This window comes from Pseudomonas sp. TNT3 (genome assembly GCF_010095445.2).
Lineage (GTDB): Bacteria > Pseudomonadota > Gammaproteobacteria > Pseudomonadales > Pseudomonadaceae > Aquipseudomonas.
On sequence record NZ_WFGV02000072.1, the window covers coordinates 1 to 23757 of the forward strand.

The 23757-nt window shown below is 62.8% G+C and carries 8 protein-coding genes; 4 read left to right on the top strand and 4 right to left on the bottom strand.

All coding sequences use genetic code 11. The annotated features are described in order from the left end of the window. The coding region (locus GBC55_RS26925) for a helix-turn-helix domain-containing protein (RefSeq protein ID WP_247267017.1) at nucleotides 1-612 on the top strand (612 nt) is incomplete at its 5' end. Here the strand turns inward: GBC55_RS26925 and GBC55_RS26930 are convergent. The 4 genes from GBC55_RS26930 to GBC55_RS26945 all read right to left on the bottom strand — a co-directional run bounded on the left by GBC55_RS26930 (nucleotide 581) and on the right by GBC55_RS26945 (nucleotide 4780). After that, the gene (locus GBC55_RS26930; RefSeq protein ID WP_162440603.1) at nucleotides 581-1480 is read right to left on the bottom strand and encodes an alpha/beta hydrolase; all 900 of its coding nucleotides are present in this window, start codon (nucleotides 1478-1480) and stop codon (nucleotides 581-583) included. The two genes, GBC55_RS26925 and GBC55_RS26930, sit on opposite strands and share 32 nt — an antisense overlap. Nucleotides 1481-1509: 29 nt before the next feature. After that, the gene (locus GBC55_RS26935) at nucleotides 1510-1893 is read right to left on the bottom strand and encodes a hypothetical protein (RefSeq protein ID WP_162440604.1); all 384 of its coding nucleotides are present in this window, start codon (nucleotides 1891-1893) and stop codon (nucleotides 1510-1512) included. A 267-nt stretch (nucleotides 1894-2160) separates the two neighbouring features. Continuing rightward, nucleotides 2161-3987, bottom strand: coding sequence for a glycoside hydrolase family 15 protein (locus GBC55_RS26940; RefSeq protein ID WP_162440605.1), 1827 nt, complete (start codon nucleotides 3985-3987; stop codon nucleotides 2161-2163). Continuing rightward, on the bottom strand, nucleotides 3980-4780 hold the full coding sequence (locus tag GBC55_RS26945; RefSeq protein WP_162440606.1) for a glucose 1-dehydrogenase: 801 nt from the start codon (nucleotides 4778-4780) through the stop codon (nucleotides 3980-3982). The genes GBC55_RS26940 and GBC55_RS26945 overlap by 8 nt, the downstream gene beginning before the upstream one ends. A 240-nt stretch (nucleotides 4781-5020) precedes the next feature. Between GBC55_RS26945 and GBC55_RS26950 the strand changes: the two genes are divergently transcribed. From GBC55_RS26950 to GBC55_RS26960, 3 genes are all read left to right on the top strand, one after another. Further along, complete coding sequence (locus tag GBC55_RS26950; RefSeq protein WP_162440607.1) at nucleotides 5021-6193, top strand: MFS transporter; 1173 nt, start codon at nucleotides 5021-5023, stop codon at nucleotides 6191-6193. A gap of 233 nt (nucleotides 6194-6426) precedes the next feature. Further along, entirely contained in the window at nucleotides 6427-7161 is a 735-nt protein-coding gene (locus tag GBC55_RS26955) for an alpha/beta fold hydrolase (RefSeq protein WP_162440608.1), read from the top strand. 299 nt (nucleotides 7162-7460) lie between these two features. After that, nucleotides 7461-23757: non-ribosomal peptide synthetase (locus GBC55_RS26960; protein ID WP_247267018.1), on the top strand; the 16297-nt coding region annotated here is incomplete at its 3' end.

The window sequence follows — 23757 nt, forward strand, 5'->3', positions numbered from 1 at the left end:
CGCGTGGTCACTCACTGGACCCGTTGCGAGCAACTGGCGCAGACGCATCCCCGCCTGCACGTGGAGCCCAACCCGATCTTCATCAATGACGGCCCGGTCTGGACGTCCGCAGGTGTCACCGCAGGCATCGACCTGGCGCTGGCCATGGTCGAGGAAGACCTCGGCCGCGCCATGGCCATGGAAGTCGCCCGGCAACTGGTGGTGTTCCTCAAGCGCCCCGGCGGCCAATCGCAGTTCAGCGTGACCCTTTCCTTGCAAAAGGAAGACAGCCGATTCGACGAACTTCACGCCTGGATCAGCGAAAACCTCACCCTCGACCTCGGCATCCCGACACTGGCCATCAAGGCCGGCATGAGCGAACGCAGCTTCGTCCGCCACTACCGCACCGACACCGGCCAGACGCCCGCACGGGCCATCGAACTGATCCGCGTCGAAACCGCCCGCAGACTGCTCAGCGACACTGGCCTGCCCATCAAACGTGTGGCAGTCCAATGCGGATTTGGCAGCGAAGAAACCTTGAGGCGCAGCTTCCTGCGATCAATGGGCGTCACGCCGCAAGCCTATCGGGAGCGGTTCTGCGTCAGCGCTGCAGCAGATCCAGTAACGCCTTGAGCGTTGCCTCGGGCGCTTCCTCGGGAATGTTGTGTCCAACCCCCGCTAGAATTCGCCGCTCATAGGGACCGCTGAAGTGCTCAATGTCCTCGTCGACTTCCGGCGGCGGACCAACGCCGTCGTCGGCGCCGCACAGGGAAATCGTCGGTACGCTGATGACTGGCTGATGAGTCAGCGCTTGCTCCATCCACTCCAGCGCCGGATCGCCGTCTGTATACATGAAACGATGCCGGTAGGAATGAATGACCACGTCGACAAAATCCGGATTATCAAAGGCTGGCGCACTGTTAACAAACAGCGCCGGGCCAGTTGTCCAGCTTGGTGACCACAAGCGCCAAAGCAGTTCACACAGCGCCCGACGGTTCCGCGCCAAGCCTTCGGCACCTCGCGGAGTATGGAAGTAGTACTGATACCAGAGCCGATGTTCCTGTTCCGGATCCAGTGGCCCGGTCGAGTTCGGAATGTCCTGGAGGTTGTAACCGTCGCCGGTCACCAGGCAACGCACTCGCTCCGGCCACAGCGCCGCCACGATACATGCCGCGCGTCCACCCCAATCGTAGCCGCACAGTGCCGCCTGTTGAATGGCCAGGGCGTCCATCAGGTCCAGCAGATCCTGAGCAAGTGCGGCTTGCTGGCCGGAGCGCAAGGTGTCGGGCCTGTTGAAACGAGTAGGACCATAGCCGCGCAAGTAGGGGACGATGACGCGGTAGCCTTTTGTGGCAAGGACCGGGGCGATTTCGTCATAGGCACGAGGCGAATAGGGGAAACCGTGGAGAAGAATGACCGGGTCACCACTAGCGGAGCCGTGCTCTTCGTAGGCGAGCGAGAGCATCGATGTTTGGATGATCTTGATGGGAGTTCCACTCATGCCAGCCTCCGCAATTTTTCCAAGCCTTCTCAGGCTTCCGCCACCTGATTAAAATACTTCGACCGGTCCGGCGTGAACGTCACCACCATGGCGGTCCGCGAGCACGTCAGCTCCCGCTCTTCACTCAGATCGATATTCAAATCTTCCCCGCGCAATCCCTGCCATTGGGCCAGGTATTTGAGAGATCCGAATTTTTCGAGCTTCTTCAAACTGCGACTGACGCCACCTTTCCAGCCCAGCACAGGCAGTTCACCGGCGAGGCACTGGTTGGCGAGTTCGGGAAAGCGCGCCGCGCGTTGGCGGCCGACCTCCCAGCATTTGATCAGGCCTTTGTCGTGGTCTTCCCACAATTGCTCGCGGTTCAGACCCGTTCGTAGTGGAGAGTCGATGCTGCGCTGAATGTGTTGGCTCATTCGGGTTCCTTGAATCGGGTGGTGTTGGACAGCTCCGCTGTGCCCGTTGAGCGTGGATGTTAGGTGGGGTTTTGGACGCTGGCAACCTGCTATCTGCGCTGCATAGAACGATCAATTCGCGGATGTCGTTTAGCCGTTGTAGGAGCAAAGCTTGCTCGCGAAAGCGTCGTTTCAGTCGATATCAATCGCGAATGACAGTTCGCCATCGCGAGCAAACCCGGCTCTCACAATCAACTTAGTAGGGCAGGCTACAACAGCAACCCAAATCTACGGCTGCCAACTGGTCTTCTCGCCACTCAACCGCCGATCCAGAAAACTCGCCGCGCTGATCAGCGCCAGATGCGTCAGCGCTTGAGGCGTATTGCCCAGATGTCGCCCGCGGCTATCAAACTCCTCGGCATACAACCCCAATGGATTGGCGTACCTCAGCAACTGCTCGAACTCCAGATGCGCCTTTTCCACCTGGCCCGCCCGCGCCAGGCATTCAACGTACCAAAACGAGCACGCCGCAAACGCGCCCTCGGTCCCTTCGAGGCCATCAATGCGGGCGTCGTCGTTGCGATAGCGGTAAACCATCCCGTCACGCACCAGGGTCTTTTCAATCGCTTCCAGCGTCGAAAGCCAGCGTGGGTCCTTGGCGCTGACGAAGCGTACCAGTGGCATCAACAGCATCGAACCATCCAGCGCGGTGCCGCCAATATGCTGGACGAAATGCCCGCGTTCTTCGTTCCAGAAGTTTTCCCAGATATCCGCGTAGATCGCTTGGCGTGTCTCATCCCAACGGGCGAAAGGCGCAGGCAGCGAGCGTTTCGACGCCAGACGAATGGCCCGGTCCAGCGCCACCCAGCACATCAGCCGTGAATGCAGGAAATGGTGTTGCTCGCCGCGCATTTCCCAGATGCCGACGTCCTTTTGCTGCCAGGTTTCACACACCTGATCGACGACTTCCACCGCGTGTTTCCAGCCTTCGTGGGAAATGGCGTCGCCGTATTTATTGACCAGGTACACCGCGTCCATCAGTTCGCCGAAGATGTCGAGCTGAACCTGATCGTAGGCCTGATTGCCGATCCGCACCGGCTTCGCATCGCCGTGACCGGTCAAGTGCGAGAGTTCGGTTTCCGGCAGTTCCTGACGACCATCGACGGCGTAGAGGATGTTGAGTTTCATGGGTTTACCCTGGCAATCGCTCACCCGCCCACGCAGCCAGCCCATGTAAGCGTTGGCTTCCTCGACGAAACCCAGGCGCATAAAGGCATACACGGTGAAAGAGGCGTCACGGATCCAGGTGTAGCGATAATCCCAATTGCGCTCGCCACCGGGCGTTTCCGGCAGGCCGAAGGTCGCGGCGGCGAGGATGGCGCCATGTTTGCGCGACGTCAGCAACTTCAGCGCAAGGGCGGAGCGGTTGACCATTTCCCGCCAACGCCCCCGGTAATTGGACTGGGCGCTCCAGTCGCGCCAGAACTTCAGGGTGCGTTCCATGCACATCTCAGCGCCCCCCTCCTTGAAGCGCGGGTCGTCCAGGCCACCGAGCAGAAATTGCGCGCTCTGGTCCTGTTCAAGGGTGAACTGCGCCACCGCCGCACCGTCCTCAACGCGTAAAACCTGATCCGAAGACAGGCGCAAGGAGGGCTGACCGGCGGCTTCGAATGCCACGTCTTTTTCCTCCATGCGCGCACGGGTATCGGCACGCGCATAGTCGTGCCGCACGGCGCAGCGCATGTGGAATGTCGCTTGTCCACTGACCACCCGGACCCGGCGCATCAGCACCGGCAAATCGTCCTCACTGTCGCCGATGGGCAGCAGGTCGGTGACCTCGACCACTGCGCGGTCGCTGAGCCAGCGGGTTTGCAGGACGTTGGTGTCCGGCAGATAAATCTGTTCACGGCGAGCGTCAGGCAGGTCCGGTGCCAGCTGGAAAATGCCGGCCTCGGGCGTGTCCAGCAATGAACAGAAAATCGACGGACTGTCGAATTCCGGCCAGCAGAAAAAATCCACGCTGCCCTTGTCGTTGACCAGTGCCGCGCTGCGCATGTCGCCGATGATGCCGTGGGCGTCGATGGCGCTTTGTCGTTCGGGATGATGATCAGCCATTGCCGCGAAACTCCGGATAGAGGCTCATGCCGCCATCGATAAAAAGGGTGGTGCCGACGATGTAGTCGGAGGCATCGGAGGCGAGGAATACCACCGCATTGGCGATGTCCTCGACGTCACCAATGCGGCCATAGGGAATGAGTTTGAGCAGTTCCGGCGCGGCGTCGTCTTCGGTGGCGGCGCGATTGATCGCCGTGCGGATCGCCCCCGGCGCGATGCCGTTGATGCGGATGCGCTGGTGGCTGACTTCCTGGGCGAGGGTCTGCATCAGCATGTCGATCCCGCCCTTGGAGGCGGCGTAATTCACATGGCCGGCCCAGGGAATGCGCTGGTGCACCGAGCTCATGTGAATGATCTTGCCCGCCGCGCGGGACACGCCCTCGCGAACGCCTTGTCGATTGAAAATGCGCAGGGCGGCGCGGGCACAGAGGAACTGGCCAGTGAGGTTGACGCCAATCACCTGGTTCCAGTCGGCAAGGCTCATGTCTGCAGCCGGAGCGTCCTTCTGCATGCCTGAATTGGCCACCAGAATGTCCAGCGAGCCAAACGCTTCGAGGGTCTGGGTGAACAAGCGTTCGACGTCATCTTCCTTGGAAACGTCAGCGCCAATGGCCATGGCGCGACCGCCTTCAGCGATGATCTGCCGGGCCAGTTCCTCGGCGGGGGCGGCCTGGGAATTGTAGTTGAGCACCACGGCGGCACCGGCAGCCGCTAATGCCTTGGCGGCACCGGCACCAATGCCGGAACTGGCGCCGGTGACGAGGGCGACTTGTTGGTCGAGCGTTATCAACATGACGTTAGCGCCTTGAGGGGAGGGCCTAAGTAGCTGACCGGTTTCAGGCATCGAGAGTTCAGCGGCAAGATCAAAAGATCCCAGCCCGGGGCATTGAAATGCGATCCCCTGTAGGAGCTGTCGAGTGAAACGAGGCTGCGATCTTTTGATCTTGGGGCCTTCACACTCAACCAACAATTCCCCGCTTTCCCGCCACCTCGCCTTATGGCAACTTGCACTCCCGAATCGAGACCCCGACCCATGGCCAATCCCTACCGCGAACTGTTCAAAGCCCCTGGTAGCAAAGCCTTCGTGCTGGCCGGCATGATCGCGCGCATGCCGATCTCCATGACCGGTATCGGCCTGATCACCATGCTCTCGCAATTGCAGGGCGGCTACGGATTGGCCGGCGCCGTCGCCGCGACGTTCGCCTTGGCCACGGCTTTTTGCGCGCCGCAAGTCTCGCGACTGGTGGACCGTTTCGGCCAGCGCCGGATCTTGCCGGTCGCGGCGCTGATCGGTGGTGGGGCGCTGTTGATGGTGTTGCTCTGCACCCGTTTGCAGGCACCACACTGGACGCTGTTTGTGTTCGCCGCTCTGGCCGGTTGCATGCCCAGCATGTCGGCCATGGTGCGTGCACGCTGGACCGAGTTGTATCGCGGCCAGCCCGAGCTGCAGACCGCCTATGCCCTGGAGTCGGTACTCGACGAAGTCTGTTTCATCGTCGGACCGCCGCTGTCCGTAGGGTTGAGCGTGGTGGTGTTCCCCGAAGCCGGGCCGTTGGCCGCGTTGCTGATGCTGGCGATCGGGGTCACGGCATTCGTGCTGCAACGGGATACCGAACCCGCCATTCATCCCCATGACGCGCACCATCAGGGGTCGATCATTCGTTCCGGTGAGCTTCGGTTGCTGGTGCTGCTGATGGTCGCCATGGGCACGATTGTCGGCGTCATCGATGTCGTCAGCGTGGCGTTCGCCCAGCATCAGGGCCAGCCGGCGGCTGCCAGTATCGTGCTGTCGGTGTACGCCATCGGTTCGTGCATGGCCGGGTTGGCGTTCGGTGCTTTACGCTCGAATGTGCCGCTGCCGCGACTGTTCCTGTACGGCGGCATAGCGACGGCGGTGACGACCTTGCCGCTGCTGCTGGCGACGAACATTCTCGGGCTGTCACTGGCAGTGTTCATCGCCGGACTGTTCTTCGCACCGACCTTGATTGTCGCCATGGCCCTGGTTGAACAAATCGTCCCGCCGGCCAAACTCACCGAAGGCCTGACCTGGCTGGTCACCGGTTTGAGCATCGGCGTGGCGATCGGCGCCGCCAGTTCAGGCTGGCTGGTAGACGCGTTCGGTGCCCCCAGCGGATTCTGGGTGGCCATCGCCGCCGGCGCCGTGGTCCTCGGCTCGGCCATCCAAAGCTTCCGCCACCTGAAATAAGCCAGCCCTCTGAGACAGGCAAATATCAAACCTCAGCAAACACACAATCTGTGGCGAGGGAGCCTGTCGAATCGTCGCACCGTCCCGCTCGGCTGCGCAGCAGTCGTAGAAATGTTGGGGTTGCTGCACAACCCAGCGGGAGCGAGCTCCCTCGCCACAGGTTCTGTGTCCGCCTACTAATTCCACGCGCCCCTCATCCGTTCTCTAATCAGACAACTTTCGAGGTAAGCCCGGTGACCCAGCTGACATTGCTGTGCCTGCCCTATTCAGGCGCGAGCGCCATGGTCTACAGCCGCTGGCGGCGCAAGCTGCCGGAATGGATCAAGCTGCAACCGGTGGAGCTGCCGGGGCGTGGCGCGCGCTATGGCGAACCGCTGCACACCGACATGCGGCGCCTGGCGCTGCAACTGGCTCGTGAGCAACTCGCTACCCTCAAACCACCGTATGCCTTGTTCGGCCACAGCCTGGGCGCATTACTGGCCTGTGAAATGGCCCACGCCTTGCGCTCATTGGGCGGCCCTGAACCGGTGGCACTGTTCGCCTCGGGTACCGCCGCTCCGACGATGCGCGCCGACTACGACCGGGGGTTCGCCGAACCGAAAACCGATGCCGAGCTGATCGAACAACTGCGCGTCCTCAATGGCACCAGCGAAGAAGTATTGGCCAACGAAGAGCTGATGAACTTGACGCTGCCAATCCTGCGTGCCGACTTTCAACTGTGCGGACGTTTCGAACCGCTCCAGCGCCCATTGCTCAAGTGCCCGGTGCACGTGCTCGGCGGCAAGACCGACCGCGCCACCCCGTCGCAACTGATCGGCTGGAGCAAGGAAACCCACGGCAGTTTTTCAGTGGACATGCTCGCCGGCGGTCACTTCTTCATCCATGAACACGAAGCCAAGGTGTTGCGGCTGATCAAGGACCAGCTCGACATCCACCACCGGCGCCACGCCATGACCGCCTCAGCCTGACCCACCTTCCAACATCACCAAAATCCCGTGTAGGAGCGAGCCTGCTCGCGATTACGGTGTGTCATCCAACACATATATTGACTGACCCACCGCCATCGCGAGCAGGCTCACTCCTACACTGATCGCGGCCTACCACCAAACCTGCAGGAACAAAGCTTGCTCCTACAGGACTCTGCGCTGCCCCCGCATTTCACCTCGTTTCTGATACTTGTTCTCATTCGCTAATTTTTCCGGTCTGCATTCGTTTTATAGGGACGACGTGCCTTTGTGCTTCCCGCCACTGATCCGGATACCCAGAAATGAACGCTGAAGACTCCTTGAAACTTGCTCGCCGGTTTATCGGGTTGCCCCTGGAAAAGCGCCAGATGTTCCTTGCGGCCTTGCACAAGGAAGGCGTTGATTTCGCCCGTTTCCCCATTCCTGCCGACGTCGATGCCGAGGATCGCCAGGCGTTGTCGTACGCCCAGCAACGCATGTGGTTTCTCTGGCAGCTCGACCCGCACAGCGGCGCGTACAACCTGCCGGGCGCGGTACGTTTCACCGGCCAGTTAAACGTTCAAGCGCTTGAACAGTCTTTCGCCAGCCTGGTGGCGCGTCACGAAACCCTGCGCACCGTGTTCCAGCACCAGGCCGACGACAGCTTGCTGCAAGTACCGACTGTTGCGCCGCTGGTGATCGAGCAGAAAAACTGCAGTCACCTGCCCGCCACGGAACGTGAAGCCGCCGTGGCACACGCCGCTGAACAGCAATCGGTACAGCCCTTCGATCTGGCAGTCGGCCCCTTGCTGCGCGTCACCTTGCTCAAACTCGCCGAGCAGGAACACGTCCTGCTGCTGACCCTGCACCACATCGTTTCCGACGGTTGGTCGATGAACGTCCTGATCGACGAATTCATCCGCTGCTATGACGCCTTCGAAGCCGGCGCTCAACCACAACTCGCACCCTTGCCGATCCAGTACAGCGACTACGCGTTGTGGCAGCGTCGCTGGCTGGAGGCGGGCGAGCAGGCGCGTCAACTCGAATACTGGCAGGCCCGACTGGGCGATGAGCACCCGGTCCTGGAACTGCCGACCGATCACCCGCGCCCGGCCATGCCCAGCTATCGCGGCACCCGCTACGAATTCGCCATCGACGCACCACTGGCCGAACAGCTGCGAGCCACCGCGCAGAAGCACAACATCACCCTGTTCATGCTGCTACTGAGCGCCTTCAACGCGCTGCTGCATCGCTACACCGGCCAGACCGACATCCGCGTCGGCGTGCCAATTGCCAACCGCAACCGCGCCGAAATCGAAGGCCTGATCGGCTTCTTCGTCAACACCCAGGTGCTGCGCACTCAGCTCGACGGCCAGACCCGGGTTACCGACTTGCTGCTCGCGATCAAGGAAATCGCCCTCGGTGCTCAGGCCCATCAGGACCTGCCGTTCGAGCGTCTTGTCGAAGCGCTCAAACTGGAACGCAGCCTCAGCCACACGCCGCTGTTCCAGGTGATGTACAACCACCAGCCGCACGTCGCCGACATCTCCACCGTCAGTACCGCGTCCGGCCTGGCGCTGGGCGTGATCGAGTGGGAAGGGCGCACCACGCAGTTCGACCTGACCCTCGATACATTTGAAAAGGGAGGAAAACTGCACGCCGCACTGACCTACGCCAACGACCTGTTCGACCCCGAAACGATCACGCGCATGGCGCAGCACTGGACGCATCTGCTGCGCGGCATGGTCAGCGACTCACAGCAGCGCATCAGCGATTTGCCGCTGCTGGAAAGCGCCGAATACCAGCGCATCGTGCATGACTGGAATCGTGTCGACGAACCCTTCGCAACAGATCGCTGCATCCACGAACTGATCAGCCAGCAAGTCGCCGCGACCCCGGATGCATTGGCGGTGACCTTCGGCACACAACAGCTGACGTATGCCGAGATCGACACTCAGGCCAATCGCCTGTCGCACAAACTGATCGAGCTGGGCGTCGGCCCGGAAATCCGCGTCGGCGTGGCGATGCAGCGTACCGACCAGTTGCTGGTCGCCTTACTTGCCGTGCTCAAGGCCGGCGGCGCGTACGTGCCGCTTGACCCGGATTACCCGGCCGAACGCGTGGCCTACATGCTTGAAGACAGCCGCGCCCTGGTGTTGCTGACCGAGCAGACGGTTGCCGCGACACTTGACGTCTGCGCCGACACCCAAGTGGTATTGCTCGACCAGGTCGCCTTGACACTCGCGGCGTACCCCGCCAGCGCACCGCTCACTCGTGTCACCGCGGACAACCTCGCCTACGTCATCTACACCTCCGGTTCCACCGGCAAACCCAAAGGCGTGGCCATCGCCCATCGCAACGTGCTGGCGCTGATCGACTGGTCGAAATCGGTCTACCGCCGCGAGGACATCCAGGGCGTCCTGGCCTCCACCTCGGTGTGCTTCGACCTCTCGGTGTGGGAGCTGTTTGTGACCCTGGCCAACGGCGGTTCGGTAATCATCGCCCGCAATGCCCTGGAATTGCCGCTGTTGCCGGCCCGGGATCAGGTGCGTCTGATCAACACCGTGCCGTCGGCGATCAACGCGTTGCAACGCGACGGGCAGATTCCGCCAAGCGTGCGCATCATCAACCTTGCCGGCGAACCGTTGAAGCAGAGCCTGGTGGACGTGCTGTACCAGCAATCGACCGTCGAGCACGTCTTTGATTTGTACGGCCCGTCGGAAGACACCACCTACTCGACCTGGACCCGTCGCGAGGCCGATGGCCGCGCCAACATCGGCCGACCGCTCAAGCACACCGCCAGCTATTTGCTGGACGCCGAACTGCAACCGGTGCCCCAAGGCATAGCGGCGGAGCTATACCTGGCGGGCGCGGGCATCACTCGCGGTTACCTCGGCCAACCCGCGATGACCGCCGAAAAGTATGTGCCAAATCCCTTCGCCAGCAACGGCGAACGTCTGTACCGCACCGGCGACCTGACCCGTTATCAGGCCGATGGCACGTTGCAATACGTCGGACGCATCGACCATCAGGTCAAGGTGCGCGGCTTCCGCATCGAACTGGGGGAAATCGAAGCGCGGCTGTTGCAACAGGACGCCGTGCGCGAATTGGCAGTGCTGGCGCAGGACGGTACCAACGGCCAGCAACTGGTGGCCTATATCGTGCCCACCCATGCCGACGTCTTGACCGGCGATGTCGAGGCCCAGTCGAACCTGCGTGAAGTCCTCAAAACCGGACTGCGCCAGCACCTGCCGGATTACATGATCCCGTCGTTCCTGCTGTTCCTCGACCATCTGCCACTGACCCCCAACGGCAAGCTCGACCGCAAGGCGCTGCCTGCGGTGGACGGCAGCCAGCAGCAACGCGAACACATCGCGCCACGCAGCGCGCTGGAAAAGTCCCTCGCCGCCATTTGGCAGGACGTGCTGGCCATCGACACCGTCGGTCTCGAAGACAACTTCTTCGAACTGGGCGGCGATTCCATCGTGTCCATGCAAGTGGTCAGCCGCGCGCGTCAGGCAGGCATCCTGTTGAGCCCCAAGGACCTGTTCCAGCACCAGACCATTCGCAGCCTTGCCCAGGCTGCCCGCAGCGGTGAGCAAGTCTCTATCAATCAGGGGCCGGCCAGTGGTGTCGTGGCGCTGGCGCCCGTGCAGCAATGGTTCTTCGAGCAACCCATTCCCGAGCGTCAGCACTGGAACCAGTCGCTGCTTCTGGTTCCGCGCAAGGCGTTGAACGTCGATGCGCTCGCCCGCGCGCTGGAGCACCTGTTGACCCATCACGACAGCTTGCGCCTGCGCTACCAACACACCGAAAACGGCTGGCAACAAGCCTACGCCGTACCGACCACCGATTCCGTTCTGTGGCAACGTCAAGCGCAGACGGCCGATGAGCTCAACCTCCTGTGCGACGAAGCCCAGCGCAGTCTCGACCTAAAAAACGGACCGCTGCTGCGCGCGCTGCTGGTGACGATGGCCGACGACTCTCAACGTTTGCTGCTGGTGATTCACCACCTGGCGGTGGATGGCGTGTCCTGGCGCGTGCTGCTGGAAGACCTCCAGCAGTTCTACAGCGGCGTCGCCTCTACGACGCCAAAAACCAGCAGCTATCAGCACTGGGTGGCGCGCCTGCAAGCCCACCTCCCGGTCTTTGAACAACGCCTGGAGCACTGGCAGACCCACTTGGGTGCAGCGTCAGGCGAACTGCCTTGCGACCGTCCAGACGGCGCACTGGAAAATCGCTTCGAGGAAAAACTCGAACTCAAACTCGACACCGAACAGACCCGCAAGCTGCTGCAACAAGCCCCAGCGGCCTATCGCACCCACGTCAACGACCTGCTGCTGACCGCTCTGGCCCGTGCTGTTTGCCGCTGGAGCGGGCAGGGCAGCACGTTGATTCAGCTCGAAGGCCATGGCCGCGAGGACCTGTTCGATGACATCGATCTGACCCGCACCGTCGGCTGGTTCACCAGCCTGTTCCCGGTCAATCTGAGCCCTTGCAATGACCTCGGCGCGTCAATCAAAACCATCAAGGAACAGCTGCGCGCCATCCCCGACAAAGGCCTGGGTTATGGCGCGTTGCGCTACCTGGGCAACCCGACGATTCGTGCCGGGCTGGCCGCGTTGCCGCAACCGCGTATCACCTTCAACTACCTGGGGCAGTTCGACCGTCAGTTCGACGACAACGCGCTGTTTGTGCCATCCACCGAAGGCAATGGCGCCGCGCAGGATCCCTCGGCCCCGCTGGGTAACTGGCTGACCGTCGAAGGCCAGGTGTACGGCGGCGAACTGGCCCTGAGCTGGGGCTTTAGCCGTGAGATGTTCGACACCGCGACCGTTCAGGCGCTGGTAGATACCTGCGCGCAAGAGCTCGCGGCCCTGATCGAGCACTGCTGCACACTCGAAGAACAGCAAGCCACGCCGTCGGACTTTCCGTTGGCGCGCATCAGCCAGGCGCAACTCGACACATTGCCGGTCGCGACGCTGGAGGACCTCTATCCGCTGTCACCGATGCAGCAGGGCATGCTCTTCCACACGCTGTATGAACCGCAAGTCGGCGCCTACATCAGCCAGTTGCGCCTGGACATTCAAGGCCTTGATCCACAGCGCTTCGCCGATGCCTGGCAAGCGGCACTGGAGCGACACGACATTCTGCGCAGCAGCTTTCACTGGCAAGGCCTCGACACCGCCCATCAGGCGATCAGCCGCCAGGTGCTCTTGCCGCTCCAAGTGCTTGAAGCGACCGACACCGATGCGCTGGCCGATGCCGACCGCAACCAGGGTTTCGCACTGAATGCTGCGCCGTTGTTTCGATTGAAATTAATCAGCACCGGCCCTGACGCCTGGCACCTGATCTACACCAGCCATCACATCTTGATGGACGGCTGGAGCAACGCGCAGTTGCTCGCCGAAGTGATCCAGCACTACGCCGCTGGCCATTCACTGCCTGCGCCGGCCGGGCAGTACCGCGATTACCTGGGCTGGTTGCAGCAGCAATCGGCCAGCGCCGGCGAGGCATTCTGGACAGCCGCACTGGCACCCCTCGAAGCCCCGACATTGCTGGCCGAAGCGTTGCGTCCACCGGTTGGAATCACAGGCAGCGAGGAACACCGCGTGGCTCTCGACTGCCGCGCCACCCAGCATCTGGCCGAATTCGCCCGTCAGCAAAAAGTCACCCTCAACACCGTGCTCCAGGCGGCGTGGAGCCTGTTGCTGCATCGTTATACCGGTCAGGATTGCGTGGCCTTCGGCGCCACGGTGGCCGGCCGATCGGCTCCTTTGCCGGGCATCGAAGAGCAACTCGGGCTGTTTATCAACACGCTGCCGCTGGTGTGCGCCATCAAGCCGGACCAGACCGTCAGCCAATGGTTGAACGCGCTGCAGGCATTGAACCTGGCCATGCGCGAGTTCGAGCACGTGCCGCTGTATGACATTCAGGGATGGGCAGGGCAGCAGGGTTCGGCGCTGTTCGACAGCCTGTTGGTGTTCGAAAACTTCCCGGTGGCCGAAGCCCTGAAGCAAGGCGCGCCGGCCGGGTTGTCGTTCGGCAACCTGCACAATCACGAGCGCACGCATTACCCACTGACCCTCGGTGTCGAGCTGGGCGAAGACCTGAGCCTGGAGTTCAGCTACGACACCGCCCGCTTCAGTGCCGCGCAAATCGCCGAACTGTCGGCCAATCTGCAGCACCTGCTGGCGCAACTGGTAGCGTCGCCGAACGCCGCGTTGGGCGCGCTGGAATTGCTCGATGAGGAGGGGAAAAACACCGTGCTCACGGTCAGCCAATCCGCTGCCGTCGAGTTATCCACAACCCTGTTGGCACACGAACAGATCGCCGCTCAAGCCGACGCAACGCCACATGCGCTGGCGGTGCGGGTCGACGGTCAATCCTTGAGCTACGGCGAGCTGAACGCCCAGGCCAACGACCTGGCCCATCGACTGATCACCAACGGCGCAGGCCGCGGCAAGCGTGTCGGTCTCGCCCTGCATCGCGGCCCGCAACTGATCGTCAGCCTGTTGGCCGTGCTCAAAACAGGCGCCGCCTACGTCCCGCTCGACCCGAAATACCCGGCCGAACGCCTGAGCTACATGATCCACGACAGCCGCCTCGACCTGCTGCTGTGCGAATCCAGTCTGCTGGAAGACGTAAAAAACGTCCCCCGTCTCACCCTCGAAAACAGCACCGATACAGCGCCTGCAGGAGCAAAGCCATCTGTAGGAGCAAAGCTTGCTCGCGATAGCGCCAGCCCGGCCACTGAAGACCTCGCCTACATCATCTACACCTCCGGCTCCACCGGCCAACCCAAAGGCGTCGCCATCACCCATGGCGCTTTGCGCGAGTTCTGCCAAACCGCCGCCGACTATTCGAAGCTGTCCCCAGCAGACCGCGTGCTGCAGTTCGCCACCTTCAGTTTTGATGGCTTCGTCGAACAATGCTTCCCGGCCCTGTGCGTCGGCGCGGCGTTGATCATGCGTGGCGATGACCTGTGGGATGCCGGCCGCCTCGCCGCCGAAATCGTCCAGCAGGGCATTACCGTGGCGGACTTGCCCGCCGCCTATTGGCACTTGCTGGCCCGGGAATGCGCAAGCGGCGTGGTGCGTCATCTTGGCGATTTGCGCCAGGTTCACGTGGGCGGTGAGGCGATGTCGGTCGAAGGTCTGCGCCTGTGGCATCAGGCCGGTCTGACGCATGTGCGGTTGCTCAACACCTACGGTCCGACCGAGGCGACGGTGGTGTCCAGCATTCACGAATGTCGTCTGGAGGATGCCAGCGATGCGTTCGGTATTCCCATCGGACGCGCCATCGCCGGGCGCGCGCTCTACGTGCTGGACGCGGCGGGTCAATTACTGCCTCGTGGTGGTGTCGGCGAATTGTGCATCGGTGCTCAGACCTGCCTCGCTCAAAGCTACTTCGATCGTCCGGCACTGACTGCCGAGCGTTTCCTGCCGGACCCGTTCGCCCCTGAACCGGGCGCTCGCCTGTACCGCAGCGGCGACCTGGCGCGGTACAACGCCGAGGGCCATCTGGAATACGTCGGACGCATCGACCACCAAGTGAAAATCCGTGGTTTGCGCATCGAAATGGGCGAGATCGAAGCCTGCCTGCAAGCACGGGAAGACGTGCGCGACGCGGCTGTTGTTGCCCAGGACGGCACGCAGCTGGTGGCCTACGTCGTGGCGAGTGGCGCGGTGACTTCCGAGTCCGAGTATCTGCACAGTCTCAAAGCAGCACTGCGCCAGTCGCTGCCGGAGTACATGGTGCCCAACCACCTCCTCCTGCTAAACAAACTGCCCCTCAACAACAACGGCAAACTCGACCGAAAATCGCTCCCGCGAATTGACGGCGACAATGCTCAACGCGCTTTCGTGGCGCCGCTCGCCGGGCTTGAAACCCGGCTGGCAGAGATCTGGAAAGCCGTGCTGCAGGTCGAACACGTGGGCCGCGACGATAATTTCTTCGAACTGGGCGGGCACTCGTTGCTGGTGCTTCAGGTGATCTCCCGGGTGCGCCAGCAATTGCAGCTCGAGCTGTCCGTGAGCAGCCTGTTCTCGGCGGCGAACCTGGCGGAATTTGCCGAACGAGCGGCGTTGGCGAACATCGGCAATCAACCGGTCCTGCATGCCTTGGCGGTCGATCAGCCCCCGATCCTGTCTTACGCCCAGCAGCGTCAATGGATCCTCTGGCAACTGGACCCGCACAGCGCGGCCTACAACATCCCGGCGGCATTGCGCCTCAAGGGGGCGTTGAACCGTCCGGCCCTGCAAAACGCTTTCGAACAACTCCAGGCCCGTCACCACACCCTGCGCACAACCTTTGAACAGGACGGCCAGCAGGCGCGTCCGGTGCTGCATGAAAACCTGGCGCTGCAATGGGTCGAACGTACGCTGGATCAAGCGTCGGTTGAACGCGCCGTGGCCGAAGCAATCGCCCAGCCGTTCGACCTGCGCAACGGTCCGCTGTGGCGTGCATTGCTGCTGCAGGTGAACACGGACGAACACGTTCTGGTCCTCACCGTGCACCACATCGCCGCCGATGGCTGGTCGATGCAGGTGATGGTCGATGAGTTCAGCGCGCTGTATCAGGCCGCTGTCGACGGTCGATCCGTCGACCTCGCCAGCCTGCCGGTGAGCTACAGCGATTACGCCCATTGGCAGCGACAGTGGCTGGAGGCGGGTGAGGGCGCTCGTCAGCTGGACTGGTGGTGCGAACAACTGGCGGGCACCCAGGCACCGCTTGAACTGCCCAGCGAATTGACCCGCCCGGCCCGTCGCAGCGATCGCGGCGCGAGCCTTGCACTCAACGTTGATCGCGAGTTGCTCGCCGGTCTGCGCCAGCGTGCACAGACGCAGCAGGTGACGCTGTTCATGCTGTTGCTGGCGAGTTTCCAGGCCCTGCTGCATCGCCACAGCGGGCAGTCGAGCATCAGTGTCGGCGTACCGAGTGCCGGTCGTTCGCGCCTGGAAACCGAAGGCCTGATCGGCTTCTTCATCAACACTCAGGTGCTGCGCGCCGAGATCGACGGGCAGTTGCCTTTCAGTGCCTTGCTGCAACAGGTCAAGCACACCGCATTGGATGCGCAGGCCCATCAGGACCTGCCGTTCGAACAATTGGTCGACGCCTTGCAACCTGACCGCACGCTCAATCACAGCCCATTGTTCCAGGTGCTCTACAACCATCAGCAGCAACTGGGCGCGAGCGTCGAGCGCAGCGTTGGCGGCCTGCAAGTCGAGCGTCTGCACTGGCAGCAACACACCACGCAATTCGACCTGGTGCTCGACACCCAGGAGCAGGGCGACACCCTGGATGCCAGCCTGACTTACGCCACGGACCTGTACGACGAAGCGTCCATGCAGCGCCTCGCCGAGCAGTGGTTGAACCTGTTGCGCGCCGTGGTCGAAGACCCGCAGCAGCGAGTGGCCGAGTTGCCGATCCTCGATCAGCCACAACGCGATGCCCTGGTCCAGCACTGGAACCCGACCTTTCAGGCACAACCGCAGTCGCCGACGTTGCACCGGTTGTTTGAAACCCAGGCGGCCCTGCGGCCCGACGCTATCGCATTGGTCTACGAAGGCGAGCACTTGACCTACGCCGCGCTCAATGGCCAGGCGAACCAACTGGCGCGCAAACTGCGCGAACAGGGCGTCGGCCCGGAAGTGCGGGTCGGCATCGCCACCGAGCGGGCCATGCCGCTGGTGGTCGGGTTGCTGGCGATCCTCAAGGCCGGCGGCGCCTATGTACCACTCGATCCGCAGTACCCGGCCGAGCGCCTGAGCTACATGATCGAAGACAGCGGCATCACCTTGCTGTTGACCCAGCAGCACCTGATCGATGGCTTGCCCTCTCGCGAAGGCGTGCAGGTGCTGAGCCTGGAATCGTTGCAACTGGACGCCTACGGCGCTGACAACCTGCCCGTGCTGACGACTCCGGAAAACCTCGCCTACGTCATCTACACCTCTGGCTCCACCGGTCGACCCAAAGGCGCCTTGCTCAGCCATGGCAACGTCGGGCGTCTGCTGAGCGCCACCGCCGCCGAGTTCAATTTCGGTCCGCATGACGTCTGGACGCTGTTCCATTCCTACGCGTTCGATTTCTCGGTGTGGGAGCTGTTTGGATCGCTGTGCACCGGCGGACGCCTGGTGATCGTGCCGTACTACATCAGCCGCGAGCCGCAGGCATTCCACCGCCTGCTCTGTGATGAAGGCGTGACGGTGTTGAACCAGACGCCCACCGCATTCCGTCAACTGTTGCCAATTGCCTGCGCCAGCGAACGCAATCTGGCCCTGCGCCAGGTGATTTTCGGCGGTGAAGCCCTCGAAGTCGCGAGCCTGCGTCCATGGTTCGAACGCTTCGGCGACCAGCAGCCGACCCTGGTCAACATGTACGGCATCACCGAAACCACGGTGCACGTGACTTACCGCGCCATCCGCCTGGCCGACCTCGACGGCAAGGCCCAGAGCCCCATCGGCCTGCCGGTTCGCGACCTGCGCTGGTACTTGCTCGACAGTCAGTTGCAACCGGTGCCGGTTGGTGTGGCGGGTGAGTTGTACATCGCCGGTGCAGGTTTGGCGCGGGGTTATCACGGCCGTTTCGACCTGACCGCCGAGCGATTCGTGGTCGACCCGTTCGGCAGTGGCGAGCGCCTGTATCGCACCGGCGACCTGGCGCGTTATCGCGCCGATGGCGCCATCGATTACTGCGGCCGTATCGACCATCAAGTGAAGATTCGCGGTTTGCGTATCGAACTGGGGGAAATCGAAGCGCGCCTGCAAGAACACGCCGACGTGCAGGAAGCCGTGGTCCTGGCACTCGACGGCCCGAGCGGTAAGCAGTTGGTCGCCTACGTCGTGCCGCAGGATCGCACACGGGTGGGCGCTGATGCCGAGCAACAAGGCGCCTGGCGTGAAACCCTGAAAAGCCATCTGCTCGCCAGCCTGCCGGATTACATGGTGCCGGCGCAGACCGTGTTGATCGAACAAATGCCCCTGAGCCCCAACGGCAAACTCGACCGCAAACGCCTGCCTGCGCCGACCGCACACGTCAGTCAGCGCGCCTTCGAAGCGCCGCGCAGCGAGCACGAGCAGGTGCTGGCGCGGATCTGGCAGGACGTCCTGGGTGTCGAGCAGGTCGGGCGTCAGGACAACTTCTTCGAGCTGGGCGGTGACTCGATCATTTCGATCCAGGTGGTCAGCCGCGCGCGTCGTGCCGGCCTGAGCCTGCAACCGCGCGACCTGTTCCAGCAGCAAACCTTGCAAGCACTGGCCGCCGTGGTCAAAGAACAGGCCGCGCCGCTGGCACACCAAGGACCGGTGGACGGGGTGCAAACGCTCACGCCGATTCAACGCTGGTTCTTCGACGAACCGATCCCGCAGCGCGCGCACTGGAACCAGGCCGTGCTACTGACACCCCGCGAAACCCTCGAATTACCCCGCCTGCAAGCGGCGCTGCAACGGGTTCTGAAACAGCACGACGCCCTGCGTTTGCGCTTCAGTCAGGTCGACGGAACACCGCAGGAACCCTGTGGGAGTGACGGTGCGACGATTCGACCTGCTCGCGATGGCGTTAGTGCAGGCAACGTTAAGGGTGACTGTGATGACCTCATCGCGAGCAGGCTCACTCCTACAAAGTGGTCGGCGCGCTACGTCGGGGCCGACAGCGCCGATGTCATCGATATGCTCTGGACCGCCAGCGTGGCCAATGATGCCTCGCTGGAATCGGTGTGCGACGAAGCCCAGCGCAGCCTCAGTCTGCAGGACGGGCCCCTGCTACGTGTGGCCTTGATTGCCCAGGCGGATGGCACGCAACGCTTGCTGTTGGTGGTTCACCATTTGGCGGTGGACGGCGTTTCTTGGCGGGTATTGCTGGAAGATGTGCAGGCGGCTTACCAGGGCCAGGACCTGCCACCCAAGACCAGCGCGTTCCAGACCTGGGCGGACAAACTTGAGGCGTATGCACAGTCCGACGTTGCCGCCCGTGAACTGGGCTGGTGGCAAGGGCAACTGGCGGATGCAAGCGACTCGCTGCCGGCCGCCAACCCTCAGGCCAGCCAGGCCGGGCATCTGCGCCAGGGCGTCAGCATTGGCCTGGACCGTGAACAAACCCGCCAGTTGCTGCAACAGGCGCCAGCGATCTACCGCACCCAGGTCAACGACCTGTTGCTGACCGCACTGGCCCGAACCCTCAGCCGCTGGACCGGCCACGGCTCGGCATTGATTCAACTGGAAGGCCATGGCCGCGAAGAACTGTTCGACGACATCGACCTGACCCGCACCGTCGGCTGGTTCTCCAGCCTGTTCCCGGTGCGCCTGACACCCACCACTGACCTTGCAGGTTCGATCAAGGCCATCAAGCAGCAGCTGCGTGAAATCCCCGGCAAAGGCATGGGCTTCGGGCTGCTTCGGTATATGGGCGATGCCGAGTCCCAGGCGGCACTGGCCGCGCTGCCGCAAGCACGGGTCACCTTCAACTACCTCGGTCAGTTCGACCAGAGCTTCGCCGAGGACGCATTGTTCACCCCGGCCCGGGAATCCAGCGGTGCCGCGCAATCATCCCAGGCGCCGCTGCCGAACTGGCTGTCGGTGGACGGCCAGGTGTATGGCGGCGAACTGAAACTCGACTGGACCTTCAGCCGAGAATGCTTCGATCAACGGGAAATCGAAGCGCTGGCCGCGAATTACCAGCGCGAGTTACTGGCACTGATCGCTCACTGCCTGAGCGATGGCGCGGGCGGCGTGACCCCGGCGGATTTCCCGTTGGCGCGCCTGACCCAGGCCCAACTCGATGAACTGCCAGTGCCGCCCGTGCAGATCGAGGACCTGTACCCGCTGTCGCCGATGCAAGCCGGTTTGTTGTTCCACAGCCTGTACGAAAGCGACTCCGGCGCCTACGTCAATCAGCTCAGCGTCGAGGCCCGTGGCCTCGATGCCGAACGGTTGGGGCGCGCGTGGCAAGCGGTGCTCGACACCCATCCGATCCTGCGCAGCAGCTTCCATTTTCCTGACGGTTTCGAAGCACCGGTGCAACTGGTCCATCGTCATCTGCAATTGCCGCTGACCTGCCTCGACTGGCGCACCCGCAACGATCAGGCCGAAGCGCTGGCGCTGTTGATCGACAGTGAACGCCTGCAACTGGATTCGACTCGCGCCCCCTTGATGCGCTTGACCCTGGTGCGCCTGGACGACGAGCGCCAGCAACTGATCTACACCCACCATCACCTGCTGCTCGATGGCTGGAGCAACTCGCTGCTGTTGAGTGAAGTCCTGCAGCGTTATGCCGGGCAGGACGTGCAGGCCCCCACAGGGCGTTTCGCCGACTACATCGGTTGGCTGCAACGTCAGGATGCCCAGGCTGACGAGCTGTTCTGGCGCGCGCAACTGGCGAGCCTCGACAACCCGACCTTGCTGGCTCAGAGCCTGGCGACGGTCGGGCCCAAGCGTACGTCGAGCGTCGAGTTCGCCGACCATCGCCAGACCTTCGACGTGGCCACCAGCAAACGCTTCGGCGAGTTTGCCCGTCAGCAGAAAATCACCCTCAACACCTTGGTGCAAGGTGCGTGGGCGATCTTGCTGCAACGCTACAGCGGCCAGCGCAGCGTGGCGTTCGGTGCCACGGTGGCGGGGCGTCCGGTCGATTTGCCGGGTGCCGAAACCCAGCTCGGCCTGTTCATCAACACCTTGCCGGTGATCAGCAGTCCGGACGCAGTGGAAAGCGTCGCGCAATGGCTGACCCGTTTGCAGGTCCAGAACCTGGAGCTGCGCGAACACGAGTTCACCGCGTTGGGCGATATTCAGCGCTGGGCCGGGCGTGCCGGTGAGTCGCTGTTCGACAGTCTGCTGGTGTTCGAAAACTTCCCGGTGGCCGAAGCATTGCAACAAGGCGCACCGGCCGGTTTGAGCTTCTCGATCCCGCACAACCATGAACGCACCAACTTCCCGCTGACCCTGGCGGCGACCGCCGAAAGCCAGCTCAGCCTGAACTGGAGCTACCAGTGCAGCCATTTCAGCAGTGAGGCGATTGCGCGCATGAGCGAGCATTTGGCGACGCTGCTGACGGCCATGGTTGCGGCGCCGCAGGTGGCGTTGAGCGAACTGGACCTGCTGACCGCGCCTGAGCGGAAGCAGCAGTTGCTCGAGTGGAACCCGGCGTTCACCGTCGCGGAAGATCCGCTCTGCGTGCATCAGTTGATCGAAGCCCAGGCTGTCGCTCGCCCCGACGCCACGGCACTGATCTTCAATGATCTGGAATTGAGCTTCGACCAACTCAACCGTCGCGCCAATCAACTGGCCCATCGCCTGCGCGCTCTGGGCATTGGCCCGGAAGTGCGGGTCGGCCTGGCGATGCAACGCTCGCCGGAGATGATCATCGGCCTGCTGGCGATCCTCAAGGCCGGCGGTGCCTACGTGCCGCTTGACCCGGCATACCCCGCCGAACGCCTGCGCTATCTGATGGAAGACAGTGGGATTTCGCTGCTGATCAGCCAATCGTGGCTGCGGGAAAAACTGCCGTTGCCAGAAAATCTGTCGGTGCTGGAAATCGATCGCGAGCCGCTGGACCTGATGGCGGACGCCAACCCGGTCAACCTCACTTGCGGCGAAAACCTTGCCTATCTGATCTACACCTCGGGCTCCACCGGCCGGCCGAAAGGCGTCAGCGTGGCGCACGGTCCGCTGGCCATGCATTGCCTGTCGATTGGCGAGCTGTACGGCATGACCCCGGATGATCGCGAGCTGCAATTCGCCTCGATCAGCTTCGACGGCGCCCACGAGCGCTGGTTGACGCCGCTGGTGTTCGGCTCGGCAGTGATGCCCCGCGATGACGAGTTGTGGAGCGTGGAGCGCACCTGCTCCGAAATCGAAAAACACGGCATCACCATCGCCTGTTTCACCCCGACCTACCTGTCGCAGATCGCCGATTTCATGGGAGAAGCGGGGTGCGATCTGCCGATCCGTTCCTACACGCCGTGCGGTGAAGGCATGGCCAAGCACGCGTTCGATGAGGTGCAGCAAGTCCTGAAACCCAAGCGCCTGATCAACGGCTACGGCCCGACCGAAACGGTGATCACGCCGCTGATCTGGCTGGCGTATCCCGACACTGAATTCGACTCGGCCTTCATGCCGATCGGTCGTCCGGTCGGCAACCGCAGCGCCTACATTCTGGACGGTGGTTTGCAGCCGTTGCCGGTGGGCGTCGCGGGCGAGTTGTACCTGGGCGGAGAGGGCGTGGCGCGTGGTTACCATCAACGTCCGGACCTGACCGCTGAACGTTTTGTGCCGGACCCGTTCGTGCCTGGCGCGCGGTTGTACCGCAGTGGTGACCTCGCGCGGTTCCGTGCCGATGGCGTCGTCGAGTACCTTGGGCGCATCGACCAGCAAGTGAAAATTCGCGGGTTCCGCATCGAGCTCGGCGAAATCGAAGCCTGCCTGCTGGAACACGAAGGCGTGCGCGAAGCGTTCGTGATCGACCGCGACGGCCCCGTGAGTCGCCAGCTGGTCGGTTATGTGGTGCCGCGTGACCCGCTGGCCGACGAGCAGGATTTGCGTGAAGCGCTGACCGTGCACCTGCGCAGTCGCTTGCCGGCGCACATGCTGCCCGCGCATTTGATGTGCCTGGCTGCCTTGCCGCTGACACCCAACGGCAAACTCGATCGCCAAGGCCTGCCCGCGCCTGAAGCGTCACGCCAGAACCTCGAACACGTGGCCGCGGCGTCACCGGCCGAAGCATTGCTGGTGACGATCTGGCTAGAACTGCTGGGGCTGGATTCGGTGGGCGTCACCGAGAACTTCTTCGAACTCGGCGGCGACTCGATCATCTCGCTGCAAGCCGTGAGTCGTGCCGGGCAGCGCGGTCTGGTGTTCAGTCCCAAGCAACTGTTCGAACAGCAGACCATTCGTGCGCTCGCTGCGGTGGCGACCCGCCGTGAAGCAGCAATGATTGAAGCGGCGAAAGTCGAAGCGTTCTCACTGGTGCCGCACATCGATTTCGCCGCTCGCGAAGGCTTGCAAGACCTGTATCCGCTGTCGCCGATGCAGCAGGGCATGCTGTTCCACTGCCTTGATTCGCCGGAACTGAATCCGTACGTCAACCAGTTGAGCGTGGCCGTGGACGGCTTGCAGGTGCCGCGATTCCGCGCGGCGTGGCAGGCATTGGTCGAGCGTCATGAAGTGCTGCGCGCGGCGTTCCGCTGGCGCGATGGCCTGGCCGATCCACTGCAAGCGGTGTTCGCCGATGTCGAGTTGCCGATCGAAGAACTCGACTGGCGCGAACGTACCGACACCGAACAGGCGTTGAGCGAATTGGCGGCTGCGGAACAAGCCAAAGGCTTCGACCTGAGCTGCCCGCCGTTGATGCGATTCATCCTGGTGCGCCTGGGGGCTGACCGTTACCAGATGATCTGGATTTACCATCACTTGCTGCTGGACGGCTGGAGTGCTTCGCGGCTGCTGGGCGACATGTTGCGCCTGTACCACCTCGACAGCCTGCCGGCCCTGACCGGTCGTTACGCCGACTACATCGCCTGGCTGCAACGCCAGGACGGTGCGCAGGCGGAAGGCTTCTGGCGCGAGCGTCTGGCGCTGCTTGAAGCGCCGACCATTCTGGCCAAGGCATCGGGCGCCGCAGGGTCCG